This window comes from Corynebacterium sp. (assembly GCF_030826625.1).
In the GTDB taxonomy this organism is placed as follows: Bacteria; Actinomycetota; Actinomycetes; order Mycobacteriales; family Mycobacteriaceae; genus Corynebacterium.
In genome coordinates, this window is record NZ_JAPJNQ010000002.1 from 26,800 (window position 1) to 44,949 (window position 18,150).

The 18,150-nt window shown below is 56.0% G+C and carries 22 protein-coding genes; 4 read left to right on the forward strand and 18 right to left on the reverse strand.

Translation table 11 applies throughout. From position 1 onward, the window contains the following. On the reverse strand, window positions 1–1,024 hold a 1,024-nt coding region (locus RCH87_RS00535; protein WP_306514793.1), incomplete at its 3' end, for a GTP-binding protein. A 128-nt stretch (window positions 1,025–1,152) separates the two neighbouring features. Between RCH87_RS00535 and RCH87_RS00540 the strand changes: the two genes are divergently transcribed. From RCH87_RS00540 to RCH87_RS00555, 4 genes are all read left to right on the forward strand, one after another. Beyond that, on the forward strand, window positions 1,153–1,689 hold the full coding sequence (locus tag RCH87_RS00540; protein ID WP_306514794.1) for a type II toxin-antitoxin system PemK/MazF family toxin: 537 nt from the start codon (window positions 1,153–1,155) through the stop codon (window positions 1,687–1,689). Between the two features lie 330 nt (window positions 1,690–2,019). Then, window positions 2,020–2,286 carry a 30S ribosomal protein S20 gene (gene rpsT, locus RCH87_RS00545; protein ID WP_306514795.1) on the forward strand — a complete coding sequence of 89 codons (267 nt, stop codon included), beginning with the start codon at window positions 2,020–2,022 and terminating at the stop codon, window positions 2,284–2,286. A gap of 604 nt (window positions 2,287–2,890) precedes the next feature. Next, the gene (locus RCH87_RS00550) at window positions 2,891–3,034 is read left to right on the forward strand and encodes a hypothetical protein (protein ID WP_306514796.1); all 144 of its coding nucleotides are present in this window, start codon (window positions 2,891–2,893) and stop codon (window positions 3,032–3,034) included. Window positions 3,035–3,370: 336 nt separating this feature from the next. Beyond that, a complete protein-coding gene (locus RCH87_RS00555) occupies window positions 3,371–3,505 on the forward strand; it encodes a hypothetical protein (protein ID WP_306514797.1) in 135 nt (44 codons plus the stop codon). Window positions 3,506–3,841: 336 nt separating this feature from the next. Here RCH87_RS00555 and RCH87_RS00560 read toward each other — a convergent pair whose 3' ends face one another. The 17 genes from RCH87_RS00560 to rplU all read right to left on the reverse strand — a co-directional run bounded on the left by RCH87_RS00560 (window position 3,842) and on the right by rplU (window position 18,080). Then, on the reverse strand, window positions 3,842–3,979 hold the full coding sequence (locus RCH87_RS00560) for a hypothetical protein (RefSeq protein WP_306514798.1): 138 nt from the start codon (window positions 3,977–3,979) through the stop codon (window positions 3,842–3,844). Between the two features lie 462 nt (window positions 3,980–4,441). After that, on the reverse strand, window positions 4,442–5,092 hold the full coding sequence (locus tag RCH87_RS00565; protein ID WP_306514799.1) for a LysE family translocator: 651 nt from the start codon (window positions 5,090–5,092) through the stop codon (window positions 4,442–4,444). Then, the gene (locus RCH87_RS00570) at window positions 5,089–5,517 is read right to left on the reverse strand and encodes an ankyrin repeat domain-containing protein (protein ID WP_306514800.1); all 429 of its coding nucleotides are present in this window, start codon (window positions 5,515–5,517) and stop codon (window positions 5,089–5,091) included. Before RCH87_RS00570 ends, RCH87_RS00565 begins: the two co-directional genes overlap by 4 nt. A 12-nt stretch (window positions 5,518–5,529) precedes the next feature. Next, window positions 5,530–6,486 carry a DNA polymerase III subunit delta gene (gene holA, locus RCH87_RS00575; RefSeq protein ID WP_306514801.1) on the reverse strand — a complete coding sequence of 319 codons (957 nt, stop codon included), beginning with the start codon at window positions 6,484–6,486 and terminating at the stop codon, window positions 5,530–5,532. A 47-nt stretch (window positions 6,487–6,533) separates the two neighbouring features. Then, window positions 6,534–6,932, reverse strand: a complete 399-nt coding sequence (locus RCH87_RS00580; RefSeq protein ID WP_306514802.1) for a hypothetical protein — start codon at window positions 6,930–6,932, stop codon at window positions 6,534–6,536. A gap of 15 nt (window positions 6,933–6,947) precedes the next feature. Continuing rightward, a complete protein-coding gene (locus tag RCH87_RS00585; protein WP_306514803.1) occupies window positions 6,948–8,213 on the reverse strand; it encodes a ComEC/Rec2 family competence protein in 1,266 nt (421 codons plus the stop codon). A gap of 44 nt (window positions 8,214–8,257) precedes the next feature. After that, window positions 8,258–9,160: a ComEA family DNA-binding protein gene (locus RCH87_RS00590; RefSeq protein WP_306514804.1), complete on the reverse strand. Its 903-nt coding sequence runs from the start codon at window positions 9,158–9,160 to the stop codon at window positions 8,258–8,260. A 153-nt stretch (window positions 9,161–9,313) separates the two neighbouring features. Beyond that, complete coding sequence (locus tag RCH87_RS00595) at window positions 9,314–10,123, reverse strand: DegV family protein (RefSeq protein ID WP_306514805.1); 810 nt, start codon at window positions 10,121–10,123, stop codon at window positions 9,314–9,316. After that, window positions 10,124–10,801, reverse strand: coding sequence for a histidine phosphatase family protein (locus tag RCH87_RS00600; protein ID WP_306514806.1), 678 nt, complete (start codon window positions 10,799–10,801; stop codon window positions 10,124–10,126). It abuts the gene before it with no gap. After that, entirely contained in the window at window positions 10,798–11,256 is a 459-nt protein-coding gene (rsfS, locus tag RCH87_RS00605) for a ribosome silencing factor (RefSeq protein WP_306514807.1), read from the reverse strand. The genes RCH87_RS00600 and rsfS overlap by 4 nt, the downstream gene beginning before the upstream one ends. 123 nt (window positions 11,257–11,379) lie before the next feature. After that, a complete protein-coding gene (gene nadD, locus RCH87_RS00610) occupies window positions 11,380–11,997 on the reverse strand; it encodes a nicotinate-nucleotide adenylyltransferase (RefSeq protein ID WP_306514833.1) in 618 nt (205 codons plus the stop codon). A gap of 177 nt (window positions 11,998–12,174) precedes the next feature. Beyond that, complete coding sequence (locus RCH87_RS00615; protein WP_306514808.1) at window positions 12,175–13,476, reverse strand: glutamate-5-semialdehyde dehydrogenase; 1,302 nt, start codon at window positions 13,474–13,476, stop codon at window positions 12,175–12,177. Window positions 13,477–13,536: 60 nt separating this feature from the next. Continuing rightward, entirely contained in the window at window positions 13,537–14,445 is a 909-nt protein-coding gene (locus tag RCH87_RS00620; RefSeq protein ID WP_306514809.1) for a D-isomer specific 2-hydroxyacid dehydrogenase family protein, read from the reverse strand. A gap of 74 nt (window positions 14,446–14,519) precedes the next feature. Beyond that, complete coding sequence (gene proB, locus RCH87_RS00625) at window positions 14,520–15,758, reverse strand: glutamate 5-kinase (RefSeq protein WP_306514810.1); 1,239 nt, start codon at window positions 15,756–15,758, stop codon at window positions 14,520–14,522. A 56-nt stretch (window positions 15,759–15,814) separates the two neighbouring features. Next, window positions 15,815–17,344: a GTPase ObgE gene (obgE, locus tag RCH87_RS00630; RefSeq protein ID WP_306514811.1), complete on the reverse strand. Its 1,530-nt coding sequence runs from the start codon at window positions 17,342–17,344 to the stop codon at window positions 15,815–15,817. Window positions 17,345–17,475: 131 nt separating this feature from the next. Beyond that, on the reverse strand, window positions 17,476–17,754 hold the full coding sequence (gene rpmA, locus RCH87_RS00635; protein WP_306514812.1) for a 50S ribosomal protein L27: 279 nt from the start codon (window positions 17,752–17,754) through the stop codon (window positions 17,476–17,478). A 20-nt stretch (window positions 17,755–17,774) separates the two neighbouring features. Next, a complete protein-coding gene (gene rplU / locus RCH87_RS00640; RefSeq protein ID WP_306514813.1) occupies window positions 17,775–18,080 on the reverse strand; it encodes a 50S ribosomal protein L21 in 306 nt (101 codons plus the stop codon). Between the last annotated feature and the right edge of the window lie 70 nt (window positions 18,081–18,150).

Genomic DNA, 18,150 nt, shown 5'->3' on the forward strand with positions numbered 1-18,150 from the left:
ACGAAGCGTCGTTAAGCTGCAGCTTTTCCAACGCGTCACGCAAGTCCGGGAAATCTTCCTGGGAGATCGGGAACATGCCGGAATAAACCATCGGCTTCGGTTCCTCGTAACCCTGCAACGGTTCTTCCGCACCCTTGCTAGCCCAGGTGATGGTATCGCCGACCTTCGTTTCGCGCACGTCTTTCACGCCAGTGATCACATAGCCCACCTCACCGGGACCGAGACCTTTACACGAGGTCGGCTTTGGCGAGACGATACCCATGTCCAGAATCTCCAGCTCAGTGCCGGTGTTCATCATGCGAACTTTTTGGCGTGGCTTGAGCTGCCCGTCGACGACCCTGATATAGGTGACGACGCCACGGTAAACATCGTAGACCGAGTCGAAAATCATCGCACGCGCTGGTGCATCGTCCGGATAATCGGTGTGTGGCGGCGGGGTCAGTTCCACGACTCGATCGAGCAGCTCGACTACGCCTTCACCAGTTTTACCGGAGACATGCAGAACGTCTTCTGGCTCGCAGCCGATGATGTTAGCTAGCTCCAGAGCGTATTTTTCTGGATCCGCAGCCGGCAGATCGATTTTGTTCAGAACTGGAATGATCTCCAGCTCGTGTTCCATGGCGAGGTACAGATTCGCCAGAGTTTGCGCTTCGATGCCTTGGGCAGCGTCGACAAGCAAAATTGCAGCCTCACACGCATCTAGGGCACGGGAAACCTCGTAGGTGAAGTCGACGTGACCTGGGGTGTCGTTCATCTGCAAGACAATGTTTTCGCCCTTGTGCGGACCAGAAGTAGGAACCCACGGCAAACGCACCGATTGAGCCTTGATGGTGATACCGCGTTCGCGCTCAATATCCATGTTGTCGAGGTACTGATCACGCATATCGCGCTCGTCGACGACTTTCGACAACTGCAGAATACGGTCTGCCAGGGTGGATTTACCGTGGTCAATATGCGCAATGATGCAGAAGTTGCGCAGGCGTTTAGCTTCGGTGAACGTCTGCGCTGCAAAATTATTCGACATTACTTCCCATTACTTCCTCGGACTACCTCTCGTTATAAACTCCCACCAGCCTACCCAACGACGACGCACCAAAGATAGCTAGCGAGGACTAACCATTCCTAGGAGCCCAAATAGCTAGGATTACAGGTATGTTTGCGTCGCGACGGAAAAATAAACGCTGGTCACCGTCTGCCCCAAATGAAGACCAATTGGAAAAAGGGCTGACATTGATCAACCAGCGACTGGGGATGTACAACACCTCCGGCCGCTCGGTCGCGCGTGCCGCAGCAAAAATTCGGGTATGGAAATCCCGCGCGCTCAACCGCAGCATCTTCTATGCCCCGGACATGGACGGACATGCGGATTCTGGGGAGGTTGTGTGGGTATGGACACCGACCGACGGCACCGATTCCCCACCCCGAGAACGCGCAGTATTGGTAATCGGGCGTACCAGCAACAGCGTGCTTGCATTGCTGATCTCGCCGAATCCCACGCACGATCACGATCCGCGGTGGACGAGCATCGGCACGGGCGAATGGGATGAGGCTGGTCGGCCGTGCTGGATCCGTGTCGATCGCGTGTTGGAAATCCAGGAGAAATATTTGCGTCGGCAAGGCGTGTTATTTCCGAAACGTCGGTTTGAACGCATCGCCACCCGTTTGCGAACTGAGCATCAGTGGGACTGAGCACAACTGGGACTAGGCCCCCATGGGACTGAGCATTAGTGGGACTGATCTCGAGTGGGACTGAGCATCAGTGGGACTGAGCACGAGCGGGACCGAGCACGACTGGGACTGAGCATGCGGTAATGGGCCTAAGCCCGCAGTTCTGCTAAACTCTATGAGGTTGCTCGTCTGTTGAGCTGCACCAAGCGGGGCGGTCAGGACCTTGGGTCCGCCCGATAACGGTTTGGTGACGCGCACAATGGCCATTAAAACACTGGTCAGCGTGTTGGAAATGCCCAGCAGAAGGAGTTTTCACGTCATTGTCTATCGACTATAAGAGGTATTTTCACCATGGCAAACATTAAGTCCAAGCAGAAGCGCATCCTCACCAACGAGAAGTCGCGTCGTCGCAACCAGCACGTTCGCTCCCGCGTTCGCACCATGATGCGTAACTTCCGCAATGCTGTAGAGGCTGGCGACAAGTCCGTTGCCGAGGAGAAGCTGCGCGTAGCTTCCCGCGAATTGGACAAGGCCGTTTCTAAGGGTGTTTTCCACCGCAACACTGCTGCCAACAAGAAGTCCGGCATGGCCAACCTCTTCAACAAGATGGAAGGCTAAGTCAGTTTCTCACTGAATAGCTGGTGACTTCGCAAGGTTGCCAACGAACGCCGACCTGGGTTTTACTGCCCAGGTCGGCGTTGTCGTCTCTACAGCAAACTCTTTCACTGCAGGATTTCCGGGTTATGCGACAAAAGTGCGTCTGATCGGGGCGTCGACCAGAGTATTGTGTCTTTTTTGCAAATAGGCCACCTGAAACCGGCCTTTTTCGCTCACTATTTGCAAAAAAGACAACATAGACATGATTACCGGCGATGGGCTAAGCGGGTGACGAAGCAAAAAGCGGGGGATATACGACAAAAGTGCGCCTGGGATTGTTACCCCGTGGTCGGGGTTAGGTTCCTATTCGCCCTTTCTCTACGCCTAAGTTGTGGTTGTAGGCGTTTGGGATAGCGTTGTCGTAGAGAGCTGCTCGTCCTGTTTGCTGGTCTGCTTTGTTTGCGTTGTGGGGATTATAAATGCGCTGTTTTTATCTCTTGCTTTTTCTTAAATGCGCCCCTAAAATTGGGGGACGCGCCGCACGGTGCTGCGCCGTAAGGTGCAATCCGGAATTATTGCGAGAATTTCACATTACTGATTCCGCAACTACTACTAAGGAGCCCCCATGAACGAACTTTTCGAGCAGATCATCTTCCAGCAGCAGGCAACCACCTTCTCCAGCGTTATCGAATCCATCGGCGTTGGCATCGCCGCTGTCATCTCCGCTGTGGTTGACCCAATCTTCCAGCTGGTTTCCTCCAGCAAGTAAAGCAGGCAAACCCCGCCTGAGCTTAGGTCTAAACCAAATTAGACTAGCCCCGCTAGCGCCGAAGCGCTGGCGGGTTTTTTATGCCCAGATAACCTCGTTTATTCGCTGCTTGCTTGAACAATTCACTTAGCCAATAATTACAAAATGAGCAAAGGTTAAATTAACTTAGTTGCGAAGTTGATCACACCACACGTCGCTTAGCTGGGGTTTTAATTCCCTGCAACACCTTTCGGTTGCTTTAGTTTTCCCCTGCCCCTAAAATTAGGGTCGCAATATAGAACGAAGCCTTAGCGAATAATTTTCGGCCTGGCCCATTCCAACATTTAAGGAGTTCTCTTGAACAAGCTTCCTGCAGACGTACCAACCACTACCGGCTTCCTGGCTATCATCGAACAGATCGGCGTTGGCATTGCATCCGTCATCTCCGCTATCGCTGAGCCTTTCATTCAACTTTTCGGCTCCAGCCTGTAATTTGAGCTAAATCAACTACGCTCACTCGGGATGGATGCACATCCCAGCAAATACGCTAAACCGCTAACGCACCTACGTTAGCGGTTTTGCTTTCGACTCAGCACCGGAAATACCGAGTCCTGAATTCCTAGCGGTAGTACCACACCTAAGTAACCGCGATCGTTGCAACGACCCCTAGAATCCAAGCGTTCTTAAGGGAAAGTGCTACAACGACCCCCTGAACTCAAGGTCGGTTACGAATACACAAAACTCCCCGGTGGACAACCACCAGGGAGTGTGAAAAATGCAGGCAGAGGATTAATCCCCTGCCTTAGCTATTCGACAGCTAATTAAAGCTTAGAACAGGCTGGAGGAACCCAACAGGTTGGTAGCAACGCCAGCGGTGCCAGCCAACAGGAACTCAGCAGCGTTGATCAGGTAGCCGAAGACGCCGTTAGCGGTGGTGGAAAGAGTAGCAAGAATGTTGTTGGCCATAGTCAACAATCCTTTCATTTGAAACGAATGGTACGGACCCCAGTCTAACAACTGATGATCCGTGATCCACAACCCAGAAAACCATTAAGAACTGATTCAATCCCCGCTCTCAGAAAGCATTTTTCGAATGCTCCACGTGTGATTGATCTAATTCTTGACCAAAAATACCGCTTGAACTCTATAAACCTTTAGTGATATTTTCCGAGGTGCCACGCCTGAATTCGTTACATTCTAGCCCCGGAATAGGGCATTACAGATTCTAGAGCCCCATATTTTAGGGGCAACACCCAGGCCTCATATGTAACCTGAATCACATGGGTTTAATCTTTATCTAACGCAAACTCGGCATTAATCGCCCATGAAGATCGCATAAAAAATGCCCAACCGTTTCCGGTTGGGCATGAGTCGAAATCGAAAGGCAAATGATAATTCCCATCAGCGCACAATAGGCGCACCCGTGGGCTAGTTTCCAAACATGGCCAGCAGTCCGTTAATAGCCAGCGACCCACCAATCACGATAAACAACGCTCCGGCAGCAATATCAATCCACGGCCCCGCAGCGAGCACTCGGCGTCGCACAGCCTTCGTCGACAAGAAAAACGCCACGAGGACGAACAAGAAAAACGCCGACAGCGTCAACGCAGCAATGACAGCGATGGATAAACCAAGAGACGGGCTTTGTGGCAGCAATGGAGCAACGATCGCAGCTAGAAACAGCACGATCTTCGGATTCGCGATATTCGTCAACAAGCCCGTCTTAAACGCAGCTTTCAACGAACCTAAACGCAACGCGGCCTCCGCGAGATCGACCGGCTTCACATTACGGTCTTGCCAGCCGCTTTTCGCCATATTGCGGCCCATCCATATCAGTGCGATGCCACCAATCAACTGCACGAAAGCCAGCACAGAGGGATACGCGGTCAGCACCGCCGACGCACCAAAGACCGTGAGGCTGCACCACATCACCACGCCCAGCTGAATCCCCGCCGCAGCAGCCAGCGCATGCGTACGCGAGCGCGTCGCCAAGCGCATGATCAAAATCATGTCCGGCCCGGGGCTGGCGGCACCCGCGAGGTTGAGCGCTAACAGGCTGGCCCACTGCGCGAGCGTCACTTGGTGTTCTCGAAACGCTCAAGCAAATCTGCACGCTCGAACATGCGCGCAGTATCCACCGCCGTCGGGTGCCCGTGGTTCGGATCCGCACCGGCTTCTAGCAGCACGTCGACGACAGCGTCTTCTTTCTTAAATACCGCGCCTGCCAGCGGCGACTGGCCACGATCGTTGAGCTTGTCGACGTCACCGCCGCGCGCAGCCAGTCCGCGCACCAGATCCGCGTGGCCGTGATACGCAGCCATCATCAAAAGGCTGTGACCTTCGTGGTTGACCAGATCTGCATTCAGGCCATGGTCTATATATTCCAGCAACGTAGCATCGCCAGCGCGGGCGAGATCAAAAAGCTTGGTGGCAAATTCTTGCAACTGCTGATCTTCAGCAGAATCTGTCGTGTGCGAGTTGTCTTGCGTATTGTTCTCAGTCATAGCGACACAATATTAGCGCGCAAGTTCAGAGATTTTCCGCACCGCAGATTCCAGCGCGTATTCAGCATCGCCACCCTGACCTTTGACGGTGGCATCCAATTCAGCAATGATGATCACCGCTCGCGACACGTTTTCCCCACGCCAGCGGCGGGCAACCTTCAATGATTTATCTACCAGCCACGGCGGCATTCCCAACTGCCCAGCAAGTTTCTGCGCGTTGCCACCATGCTCTGAATACAACCGGGCAATCGTTCCGACCTTGCTCGCCAACGCGTACGCCAGCTTCACCGGCGGCTCCCCTAATTGCAACGCTCGACGCACCGACGCCACCGCCTGTGCGGTATGCCCAGCAACCGCGGCATCAGCAATATCAAAGCCAGAAACCTCAGCAACACCTTGGTAATACTCCCTCACCGCAGCCTCAGTGACGTTGCCGTTGGTATCAGCAACCAACTGACTGACCGCAGAGGCCAATTCTCGCAGGTCTGAGCCAACCCCTTCTAACAAACCATGCGTGATTTCCGGACCCACGCGCACACCATGCCTGCGGAACTCCTGGTTTACCCAGCCGGCACGCTCGGAGGGTTTCAGCTTGGCGACGTGATGGTTTTCGGCAAGCTTGGCAATTTTTTTCATAATCGCCTGGTTACGCCCACCACCGGCATAAACGATGATGATCGTCACCGATGGTGCTGGGTCAACACAGGCATTAAGCAACAGATTCAGCGGTTCTTTGCCTGCGGATTCTGCCTGCGTGATCACCACAATCCGTTCGTCGCCGAACAACGAGGGGCTGGTCGCCTCAATCAATTCTGGTCCAGTGATATCCCCGGCGCGCAGCGTGGTCTGATGTACTTGTTCACCATCAGCGGCTGACTCGCGTACCGCCGCTGTCAGTTCCAGGCGCACCCGTTCTGCAAGGTATTCCTCATCCCCGGTAATCAGGTGCACGCTTGCGGTCGTCGACATGCCTCTATCGTGCCATAGCTGCCCCAAAGAATTAGCCACCTCGGCCGTTAGAACGCGCCGCTTTCAGCATGCTGGGTGCCATCAACGTGGATGGTCACCGGACCATCGCGTTGTGGAAACACGATCGGAATTCCGTTGGGGCTTACTACCGGCCTTGTTGCTGGCCGTCCGGTCGGGTCGGTGACAACAATCGCTTCGGTGTGCGGTGGAATGGTGTGTGGATCAATCTGTCCCGAATAATCCGTGATCTGTTCTAGTTCGTCGATGACCAGCACGTTATCCGGGTCAATATAGGCTGCGGCTGGTAGGCGTTGCTGCCAGCCCGCAAAGATCATGAAGGCAATCAGCACCCCGGCGGTAGTGCGCACAAAACCAGCCAGTAACGCGGCGATAATCCAGCCATAAACGAGCAACGCTGACCATGGCGTAATCTCAATGGTCGCCACTGGCAGCTGCTCTGCCTAACTGGCAACTCGATAGATCCACCAGGCGGCTGGCTCAACAACCGCGAACACGATTGTCTCGAGCGCTTCAGGCACGGGCAACGCTGCTAGCACCGTGGCGACAAGCCCCAAAACCAGTGCGGGGGCAACCGCCGGAGTCACAACTACATTGGCCACTACGCTCACTACTGAAACCTGACCTGCCATCAACGCCACCAGTGGCATCGTCACAATATCGGCAGCGATCGAGACCGCGAACGCACGCACCAAAATATCGGGAAGCCGGGTGCGGGCCAATGGGCGATACAACAACGGCTGCAATGCGATGATGCCAGCAGTTGCTGCCACCGATAACGCGAAACCGAAAGACACCGCTAAATCGGAATCATAGAAAAGCAGCGTGATCACCGCGATACACAACGCGTGCAGTGGCGGCATCCGGGATGAGTTGACAATTGCTGCCACCCCAACGAGCCCAGTGATACTAGCTCGCAGCACCGACGGGGCTGGCCCCACGACGCAAAAATACAATCCCATCACGCATGTCGAAGCGATCGCTTGGCCAACCGGGCCCAGCCGAACCGCCCGCGCGACGATTACCGCGGTAGCAACCACGGTTGCAACATGTAGCCCACTGACAGCCGTTAGATGTGTCAGCCCGGCATCGATGTACATTTGCCTTTCCGCTGTTGATTGCGCACTCGTATCACCGAGCACCATGCCAGGCAGCAGCGTCGCAGTATTCTCCCCCAGATACTGCTGGCTAGCGGTATGTAGCGATTGCGCAACGTTGTCTGCAAACTTGGCTAGCCCCGTCGGCGGGGCGATCTCAGTGATCTCGCCGCGAACCACCACCGGCGCCAGCCCTGGTCGGTCAGATTCACGGTAGGTAGCATCCACGAGGATGCGCGAACCCACTGCCAACCGTTCTGAGCTTTCCGGTTGCTGCGCAAACACCGCCAGCTTAGGGGCAAACCCATCGACGCGGACCGGCAAATAAATTCCGCCGTAATCGAGTGGTTTAGGGGCACCAGCGACAGTGGCAGATAAATGCTCAGGATACTGAAACTGCTCAGCCCGCCTCATTCTCACCGTAGCGACAAACACGCTGGCACCAGTAACGCCTGCCACAAGTACCGCATGTTGCCAATATCCGCAAACAACACAGCCCAGCACAACAGCAACCACCAATGCTACTGCCCAAGTTGGAGAACCTGTCACCAGTAATAAGATGACCGCACCCCACCCACACAGTGCGGTAGGCACTAAGCGTAAATCATGCATGTGCCTCCTTTCCGGATATTGCCACTACCCCACCAACGTTGCGCTCAGACCGTGACTTCATCCTGCAAACGAGAAAACTTCGCCGGTCCAATACCGCTGACATCAAGAAGCTGGTCGACGGAACTAAAGCCCCCGTTGGATTCCCGAAATTCGATAATGGCTGCCGCAGTGGCTTCCCCCACCCCGTGCAAGGACATCAGCTCAGCTGCCGTAGCACTGTTCAACGAAATCGGTCCCTTGCCGCCCCCACTGTGTCCACTTCCATGCACACCACCGCCAGAGTTGCCGACGGCATTAGCCGACGAAGTATCAGGTGGAGCCGGGTCATCGGGTCCTAGCACCACCAGCTGCTGTCCATCGCTCAAACGCTCGGCCTGGTTGATGCGCAGCAAATCTGCTTCAGGTAACACGCGTGCTATCGCCAGTGCATCGGCGGCACGGGCTCCCTCAGGAAGCGTCATCACCCCAGGATTTTCTACGAGCCCAACCACAGAAACCACGATCTCACCAGCTGCCTCGGTCGGTGCGGTCGCATCGCCTGGCTTGGTCTTCGCGTTGCCAGCCGCACCATCACCCGAACCACCAGCCGCGCCATCGCCGGAACTGGCACCTAGCGATTCAGGATTGGTCGCTGCACTAGATTCCGCCTCAGACCGTTGCGCCAGCGCCGCAAGCTCATGACCGTTATCCCCCTGCTTAGCGCCCGAGCTGGTAAGAAACCACACCAGGCACACCACCACCGCGATGCTCGCCCCGGCCAGCGCTGCAGCTTTGGACAGCGAAAACCTAGGTTGCGGATAAGCAACCGCCATGAGGTCTTCTTCCCCAGTCGGTCGCATCAACTCTGCGATGCGATCACGCACCCGCGAAGGCTGTATAGGCCTGCTCAACCGGGAAAATGGTTCAGTGCGGGGATGGTCTGGGGTGGGTGATTCTGTGGTCTCCATGTGCGTGATCCTAAAACCAGCACCGAAGAAGCAAAGCCCTGGTGAGCGAAAGCCTGTGAAAACCTTAGTGACACGACAACAAAAACCAACCAGCTGTGGATAACTACTGGACAACCACTACGCAGCTGCTTCGAAGCTACAAGCAATAAGTCGCTACTCACCCACGGTAAACACCGCAGAGACCCCAACTGCGCCTGAGCCGACGTGAATTTGTAATACCTCGCCCATTTCTTGGACCATCACCGACGACCCCGGCGCTAAAGCCTCTACCAACAGGTCATACAAGGTATCTGCGGCATCTTCAGCATCGCTATGCTGGATAGCCACGAACGCAGGCTCGCCCCCGGCTTCTTGGGAGATCAACTCCACCAATTTGTTAAACGCCTTTGCCTGCGTGCGGGTTTTACCCACCAGCTCCAGCTTGCCGTCGACAAACTGCATGATTGGTTTGGTCGCCAACAACGCCGTCGACAGAATCGCAGTGGTCGCCGACAGGCGCCCCGAACGGCGCAAATCATCAATCCGATGAAGGTACACCCAGGTGGCAGAACGCGAGAGCACCCCCAAGGCAGCATGCTGGCACTCATCTAAATCAGCGCCTTGCTGCGCAAGTTTCGCTGCCGTCATTACCGCTGCACCCATCGCCATCGCGATCGCCGGGGAATCAATAATGCGGATCTCATCGTCGTCGAAAAGCCCCACCGCGGTTTGCGCCGAAGTCCACGTCGAAGACAATTCCTTCGGCAAATGCATTACGAGCACACCATCGCCTTGACTGCGTTCAACCAACCGGCCATAAACCGCAGCCAATTCCAACGACGACAAACCCGCCGTGGAACGCTCCACAGAGCCATCCTTGGCGGGTTTTTCCACCACGTGCAGATCCAACACGGTGATGCCAAGTTCTGCGATAACGTCCTCGCTCAAACTAGCTGAGGAATCCGTAACCACCTGAACCGCCATTTAATCCCCTCGGCCCATGTTCCAGCCCTCCAAGAACCACTGGGCAGAGCGGGCATCAGCAGCGTCCGCAAACCGCGGCGCGCGACGATCAGCCGCCGGATCAAACGCCGGGCGAGCCACCAACTTAGCCCAGTGCGTGTTCTTGAGACTAGAAAGCATCGGAAATTGTCCAACTTCAAGATCCAACAATGCGCAGGCCAGTGCCGAAATCGCACCATTATGGGCAACCAACAGCACCCCGCCGTCGTCCCATTCAGAATATTCTTCCATCAACTCATCGACCACCGGCCGGATGCGTCGGCAAACATCCACCCGGGATTCACCACCCGGCGGCGTCCACGTCGCATCGTTGCGCCACTGCGCACGACTGCCCGGGTACTGCGCATCAACCTCGGAACGAGCCATCCCTTGCCAATCACCAAGATGCGTCTCACGCAAACGGCTATCAATGGTCACTTCCAAACCCAACCGCTCGGCAATATAGCCAGCAGTCGTTGCCGCGCGGTTCAAATCCGAAGCGACGATGCGGGTGATGTGGACGTCGGCAAGCAACTCTGCTGCTTGACGGGCCTGGGCATGGCCGCGTTCGGAAAGTTCGGTGTCGAGCTGACCCTGCATCCGCCCAGAGGCGTTATACGTCGTCTCCCCGTGGCGGACGAGGTACAGCGGGCGGTTCATGGGTGCTCCTCGCCCACCACTGGAATATCATCAATACGCCGAGCAGAACGAACCTGCTCGCCATCGGAATCCGCATAATTGCCTGGACGGTGGTACTCCACACCCTCGACCTCAACCAGCGGGCAATCGCCATACAAGCGATCCAGGCCGTAGAAATCACGCTCATCATTGTGCTGAACGTGCACGACGATATCGCCGTAATCCATCAGCACCCAGCGGTAATCGTGCTGGCCTTCCCGGCGCAACGGCTTGCGGCCGGCGTCTTTCAATTCCTCTTCAATCTCGTCGACGATGGCCTTGACCGCGCGCTCCGTATCCGCCGAGGCGATGATGAAAACCTCAGTGATGCCCAGGACATCAGAAACGTCCATGGCGACGATATTGGCCGCCGATTTTTCATCGGCGGCGCGAACGGCCACACCTGTGAGTTCGCGAGCGGTATCAGTAACGGTCAATGCGCACCTTCCTTAGTACAACGGGGGTTCTTAATACAACGGGGGTGGCCGTTGTTTAGCGTCTTCGAATCTGGTTTAGTTTCAGCCTCAACCCAAGCGTAGATATATTTTCGCACGAAAAGATCACTTTGGGCTAGTTTTGAGATTTTTTTCGGCATATAAATTGTTTTTCGAAATATACTGCACCACCCCGTCCGGCACCAAGTACCAGACTGGACGCCCTTCCTTCGCGCGCTGTCGGATATCAGTCGAGGAAATCGCCAACGCTGGAACGTCGACAAGATCGACGCGACGCTGATGAATATCCGGCATCATTGACTCGGACAATTCATAACCTGGACGAGTCACCGCAACGAATCGAGCCATTTCGAACATTTCTTCCCAGTTGTGCCAGGAGACGATATTCGCCATGGCGTCGGCGCCGGTAATGAAAAACAGCTCTGCATCGGGGTAAGTTTCGCGCAGATCGCGCAGCGTATCGACGGTATAGGTAGCACCACCACGGTCAATATCGACGCGGCTGACACCAAAGCGTGGGTTTGATGCGGTCGCGATCACCGTCATCAAATAGCGCGACTCTGCGGCGGTAACCTGCTTTTCGGCTTTTTGCCACGGTTGGCCAGTGGGCACGAAAATCACCGAGTCCAGGGAAAATTTGTCTGCGACTTCACTAGCCGCGACCAAGTGTCCATTATGGATCGGGTCAAAAGTTCCGCCCATCACCCCGATGCGCTTCCGCATGGGCTTTGCTGGGCTGGCCTGCGCAGGAGACGCGTTGACTCCAGCGGCGCTCATGGCACTCAGCCCCATGAGCGCGACTGCAAGAGATCGCGACCCGAAAGAAAAATTCATATCAGGAATTATTGCAGGTCACGAACCCGAATGCGAGTTTACTTATGGGGCTGTAATCTCCGCACCTTATGGGCGGGTGTGACCAGTGCCCTGCAAAATCCACTTGCTAGAAGTCAGCTCCGGCAAGGCCATAGGGCCACGAGCGTGCAGCTTCTGGGTGGAAATACCGATCTCTGCACCCATGCCGTAGACCTCACCATCGGTGAAGGCGGTAGAGGCATTCAACATCACTGCAGCGGCATCCACCTCGTTGGCGAACTTCTGCAAAATATCTGCATCTTGCGCCGCGATACCCTCGGTGTGCCCAGTGCTCCACTGTTGAATGTGTGCGATAGCACCATCGACACCGTCGACAACCTTGGCGTTAATATCCATGGATAGGGATTCTTCTGCCCAATCTTCCTCGGTAGCTTGCACCGCATTTTCCACACCGAAAGCGGAAAGCTCTTGGACTTCACCGTGGATAGTGACATCAGCGTCCTGCAGTGCGCGCACAACCTTTAGCTTGTCTTCATCACTGAGCGCGGAATCCAGCAGCACCGTTTCGGTGGAGTTGCAGACAGAGGTACGACGGGTCTTGCCATTGACCACCATCGCGATGCCCTTGTCGAGGTCCGCCGATTCATCAATATAGAAATGGCAGTTACCAGTACCAGTTTCGATCGTCGGCACGGTAGCGCCCAGCACAACGGCGTTAATCAGGCCAGCACCACCACGCGGAATAACCAGATCAACCAAACCACGGGCGGTAATCAGGTCCTGCACGGAATCACGAGACTCACAAGGCAAAAGTTGCACGGCCTCACGTGGGTGACCCAATTTTTCTAGGGTATCCTGCAAAAGCTCCACCAACTGCTTGTTGGACTCACGAGCGGACTTCGAACCACGCAGCAACGGCACGTTGCCGGACTTAATAGCCAAACCGAAGGCGTCGACCGTGACGTTCGGACGCGCTTCATAAACCATTCCCATGACACCGAGTGGCACGCGCACCTGCTTCATTTCGATGCCGTTATCCATGGTCGATCCCTGCAAGATCTCTCCTACCGGATCCTGCAAGCCAGCGACCAGGCGCAAGCCGTTGGCGATGCCAGCGATGCGCTCTTCATCCAAACGCAGCCGGTCGAGCAGCTGGTCGCTCAGACCAGCTTCTTTACCGTTGACGATATCGCGCTCGTTGGCGCCAAGGATGAGCGAGGTATTATCCAGCAAGTGCTGGGCCGCAGTTTCCAGGATTTCATTTTTCTGCGGAGTTGAAAGTTGGGCAATCACCGGGGCCACGTCCTTAGCGGCACGGGCCTTGGTGAGAACCTCTTCGCGCTCCTGGGCGCGTTCGGGCGACAAGTTTTCTGTAGCTTTGTCAGTCATGTCGCCCAGTATACGTGTTTAACAGCCTGCTTCCAGGTTTAAATAAAACGGTTGTCCGGTTTAGTAGCCTGCTGCAACATCAACTTCCGTCGGCATCTTCTCGCCTGCCGCGAAAGCTTCCATATTTTTCAACATGTGCGCACCGATGCGCTTACGCACCGAATACAGGGGGTTCGCCAAATGTGGGGTGATGACGCATTCCGGCATCTTCCACAACGGGTGGCCATCCGGCAATGGTTCAGGCTCAGTGACATCCAAACCAGCACCAGCGATGACACCGTCACGGAGCGCGTCGACAAGATCATCAGTGTTGACCAAAGGACCACGGCCCACATTCACAACGACGGCGCTATCTTTCATCTTCGCAAAAGCATCAGCATCCACAATGTGGTGGGTTTCGTCGGTCAACGGCATCAGCAGCACAAAATAGTCCGCACGCGGCCACACCGAATCCAACTCGGTGCTCGGCACAGTCTCATCCGCACCTTCAACAGGGTTTCCAGAGCGATTAACCGCAATAATCTCCGGGCCGAAGCCCGAGAGCATGTTGATTAATTCCGCGCCAATTCCGCCCGCACCGACAATGGCGACGGTGGAATCTTCGCACAAAAAGCGCGTCTTAGGTTCCAGCTCCTTCGGCAACCAAGTTTCCGCCTGCGTGGAAGGCTTGTGTGCATGCAGTTGCGCCAAAAGAAGCGCAATCGCGGACTCTGCCACAGTCTTGTCGTACAGGCCTGCAGCATTTGCCCACCGAGCCGACGAGGCCTTCATCTTGTCGACGTAAGCATCAACGCCGGCCAGGTGCAGCTGCACGAAACCAAGGGATTCTGGAATCTCCGGCAGCTCATTCGGCTTACCGTTAAACAACATGCAGTCCGCGTCGTCGATGTCGTCGACAAGCGTGTGACCGGCGTCTTCTAGGGTCTTTTGTACTTTATCCCAGCTGTGCGGGTACATCATAAACTTCATGGCCCCCAGGTTACCGGGATTTTCGGCGAAGCAACCAGTCCTAGCTTCTTCGCCGCAACTTCAAGACACCAGTTTTACAGACGCGAAGCGTAGTTCGAGAGGTAGTCCGCGTGCACAACCGGACGTTGCATTTCTTCTGGCATGTCTTCGGTCTTCTTACCAATGATCGATTTCAGCGCCGACGACGAGTAGTTGACCTCGCCACGGCCGACGACCTCAGAATTCGGCCCGACGATATCCACAATCTCACCGGCACGGAATTCACCATCAACATCGGTGATGCCGACTGCCAGCAGCGAGTTACCACCACGGGTAACTGCCTTGAGCGCACCTTCATCCAAGCGTAGAGTTCCGCCCGAATCGGCGGAGTACAGTGCCCAGAATTTCCAAGCAGACAAGCGACGTTCCTCACGAGTGTGGAATACGGTACCAACTCGGGCATCTTCCAACGCCGGGCCAATATTATCCGCCGACGTGAGCAGCACTGGCACGCCACCGCGGGCTGCCAGGCGGGCCGCAGAAACCTTTGAGGCCATTCCGCCAGTACCAACCTTGCCGCCGTCGCCTGCGGCAACACCTTTCAGGTCCTTACCGGTGACAACTTCGTCGACGAAGTTAGCATCTGGTTCCGCCGGATTCTTGTCATACAAGCCATCGACGTCGGAAAGCAAAAACAGCGCATCCGCGCCAGTCAGATGGGCTACGATTGCCGATAGGCGGTCGTTATCACCAAAGCGCATTTCGGAGGTCGCCACGGTGTCATTTTCGTTGACAATTGGCACCGCACGCAGAATACGCAAACGATCAATGGTGCGCTGTGCGTTACGGGTACGGTCGCGTCGACCAGCATCCGAGGCAGTCAAGAGCACCTGGCCACACGTGCGGTTATAGCGAGCAAACGAACGCGACCACTCATAGGCCAAATGCACCTGACCAACAGCCGCGGCTGCCTGCTTCGTCGCGAGATCCTGCGGGCGTTCCGTCAACCCCAGCGGCTTCATGCCAGCGGCGACAGCTCCCGAAGAGACCACGATGACGTCGGAGACTTCCATACGCGCCTGCAGCGCATCAACAATGTGATCAATCTTTTCCGGGGAGACGGAAAAATCATCCGTCAGCGAGGACGAACCGATCTTGACGACGACACGCTTGGCTTTCGTAATCTGCTCACGCAAAGCAGATTCGTGGCCCATGGCCAAGCTATCTTTTGCTTCTTCCGGCGGATCCGGGAACTTCGCTTCCGGCGAATTATCCTGGTACGGATCCAACGGGAGGTGGGCATGAATGTCACGGTCATGGGCGTTGTGAGGCATACTGTGTAGTTTACAAAAATCCGCGCTCGTTCTCACCCATCACACGATCTTAATGCTTAGCCCTGCCAGCGCTCGCGATCAGCACGCTCGTTCTCCACGTCGTCATAGACCAGCTCATCGATCAAACCACGACGGGCCTGGGATGCACGCTTACGCTCAGCAGCCGTGGCACGCTGCGTGGTTTCCAAACGAGCATCGCGTCCGCGTCCAGCCAAGGTTGGGTCACCGCCGATCATTGGCTCCCATTCAAAGGTGATCTCGCCAATAGTCACCGGGCAGCCTTCAACCGCACCTTGTCGGAACAACTCTTGCTCTACCCCGGCACGCGCAAGACGATCCGACAAGTAGCCAATGGCTTCGTCGTTTTCGAAGTCCGTCTGGGAAATCCACCGTTCGATCTTCTTACCCTCAACGATGAAGCCACCGTCGACTTCCTTATCTGGAACCACCGTGAAATCAGCATGGTGGCCGCCGCGCTTTACCCCGCGCCCCGCCACTGCCTGTGGGCGAATGATCTCTGGGGCAGGTTTGTCATCGGCGGCCGGGCGTTCGGCACGGTCTGCTTCGACGATTTCTGCCAGCTTGTAGCGCAACGCATCAAGGCCTTGGCGAGCGACCGCAGAAATAATAAAAACTGGCCAACCGAATTGTTCTTCCAGGTCTTGTTTGACGAATTCCGCCAGCTCGCGGGCTTCTGGAACGTCGGCCTTGTTCAACACGATCACGCGTGGCCGTTGCATGATATCGCCAAGACCGGTGTCTTCTTCCAATGCGTCTTGGTATTGTGCCAGCTCGTGCTCCAGCGCCTCGATGTCAGAAACAGGATCGCGGCCAGGTTCAATCGATGCCGTATCGACGATGTGAGCCAAGACGGCGGTACGTTCAATGTGCCGCAAAAACTCCAGGCCTAAGCCTTTGCCCTCGGATGCTCCGGGGATCAAACCGGGCACATCGGCAATCGTAAACACGCTTTCGCCGGCGCTGACGACGCCAAGGTTGGGAGTCAACGTGGTGAACGGGTAATCACCAATCTTCGGCTTCGCTGCCGACAGCACCGAGATCAGCGAAGATTTCCCTGCCGACGGGAACCCCACCAAGCCGACATCGGCGACGGATTTCATCTCTAAGATCAGGTCGTGCTCTTCGCCGGGCTCACCACGGAGAGCAAATCCCGGAGCCTTACGTGCAGCATTAGCCAGCGCAGCATTTCCCAGCCCGCCATAGCCACCCTCAGCAGCCATGAAGCGGGTGCCGATCGTGGTGAGGTCGGCGAGCATCTCGCCTTTCGCGTTGCGGACCACAGTGCCGACGGGCACCTCCAAAATCAGGTCTTCGCCGCGCTTACCTTGGCGGTGATCGCCTTCGCCGTTGCCTCCGCGCTCGGCCTTGATGTGTGGCCGGAAGTGAAAATCAAGCAGCGTGTGCACCTGGTTAGATACTTCCAGGATGATATCGCCACCGTGGCCGCCGTTGCCACCATCTGGGCCTCCGAGTGGTTTGAATTTTTCGCGGTGCACTGAGGCACAGCCGTGCCCGCCGTCGCCTGCAGACAGGTGCAGGGTTACTCGATCAACAAAGCGAGACATGGCGCAAGACCTTTCTAGAGATTTGAGTGGTGCCGGAGCCTGGCACCATTAAAGCAAAAACGCGCAGCCCCACGATCAGGTGGGAACTGCGCGTTGGAACCATTACGGCCCCGTTGAGAAGCTCAGTGTGCTTATGCGCTGGCTTCTGCGGCTACTTCTTGTGCCGGAACGATGTTAACGACCCGACGTCCACGCTTTACGCCGAAGCTGACGGAACCAGCTTCGAGAGCGAACAGGGTGTCGTCGCCGCCACGGCCGACGTTCTCACCTGGGTGGAACTTGGTGCCACGCTGACGAACGATGATCTCACCAGCGTTGACCTTCTGGCCGCCGAATCGCTTAACGCCGAGGCGCTTGGACTCTGAATCGCGACCGTTCGAGGTGGACGATGCGCCCTTCTTGTGTGCCATTGTGCTATCCCCTTAGTGCTTTACTTAATTCCGGTGATCTTGATGACGGTCAGAGGCTGACGGTGGCCCTGACGACGCTTGTAGCCGGTTTTGTTCTTGTACTTCAGGATCCGAATCTTTGGACCCTTGGCCTGTTCTACGATTTCAGCGTTGACAGAAACGCCGCTGAGCTCATCAGCCTTGGTTTTGACAGTTGCGCCATCGGCGAGCAGAACCGGGGTAAGAGCCACGGCATCGCCTGGCTCGCCCTCAAGCTTCTCAACCTTGACGAGGTCACCTTCAGCAACCTTGTACTGCTTTCCGCCGGTCTTGACGATCGCGTACATGGAGGGTTACCCCTTATCTATACTCGGCTCGGAACATGGCACCCGCTTCACACGGTGCACCAGCCCCAAG

Excerpts from the sequence above, each read along its gene's own strand:
- holA (WP_306514801.1), bottom strand. The coding sequence starts at position 6,486 with ATGTCGACGACCGCAAGCGTGCACCTGATTACCGGGGATGAGGAATAC.
- rpsT (WP_306514795.1), top strand. The coding sequence starts at position 2,020 with ATGGCAAACATTAAGTCCAAGCAGAAGCGCATCCTCACCAACGAGAAG.
- RCH87_RS00600 (WP_306514806.1), bottom strand. The coding sequence starts at position 10,801 with ATGAACCGCCCGCTGTACCTCGTCCGCCACGGGGAGACGACGTATAAC.
- RCH87_RS00585 (WP_306514803.1), bottom strand. The coding sequence starts at position 8,213 with ATGCATGATTTACGCTTAGTGCCTACCGCACTGTGTGGGTGGGGTGCG.
- proB (WP_306514810.1), bottom strand. The coding sequence starts at position 15,758 with ATGCCTCACAACGCCCATGACCGTGACATTCATGCCCACCTCCCGTTG.
- RCH87_RS00550 (WP_306514796.1), top strand. The coding sequence starts at position 2,891 with ATGAACGAACTTTTCGAGCAGATCATCTTCCAGCAGCAGGCAACCACC.
- rplU (WP_306514813.1), bottom strand. The coding sequence starts at position 18,080 with ATGTACGCGATCGTCAAGACCGGCGGAAAGCAGTACAAGGTTGCTGAA.
- RCH87_RS00620 (WP_306514809.1), bottom strand. The coding sequence starts at position 14,445 with ATGAAGTTTATGATGTACCCGCACAGCTGGGATAAAGTACAAAAGACC.
- RCH87_RS00590 (WP_306514804.1), bottom strand. The coding sequence starts at position 9,160 with ATGGAGACCACAGAATCACCCACCCCAGACCATCCCCGCACTGAACCA.
- RCH87_RS00540 (WP_306514794.1), top strand. The coding sequence starts at position 1,153 with ATGTTTGCGTCGCGACGGAAAAATAAACGCTGGTCACCGTCTGCCCCA.
- RCH87_RS00570 (WP_306514800.1), bottom strand. The coding sequence starts at position 5,517 with ATGACTGAGAACAATACGCAAGACAACTCGCACACGACAGATTCTGCT.
- obgE (WP_306514811.1), bottom strand. The coding sequence starts at position 17,344 with ATGTCTCGCTTTGTTGATCGAGTAACCCTGCACCTGTCTGCAGGCGAC.
- rpmA (WP_306514812.1), bottom strand. The coding sequence starts at position 17,754 with ATGGCACACAAGAAGGGCGCATCGTCCACCTCGAACGGTCGCGATTCA.
- RCH87_RS00560 (WP_306514798.1), bottom strand. The coding sequence starts at position 3,979 with ATGGCCAACAACATTCTTGCTACTCTTTCCACCACCGCTAACGGCGTC.
- nadD (WP_306514833.1), bottom strand. The coding sequence starts at position 11,997 with ATGCGGAAGCGCATCGGGGTGATGGGCGGAACTTTTGACCCGATCCAT.
- RCH87_RS00595 (WP_306514805.1), bottom strand. The coding sequence starts at position 10,123 with ATGGCGGTTCAGGTGGTTACGGATTCCTCAGCTAGTTTGAGCGAGGAC.
- RCH87_RS00615 (WP_306514808.1), bottom strand. The coding sequence starts at position 13,476 with ATGACTGACAAAGCTACAGAAAACTTGTCGCCCGAACGCGCCCAGGAG.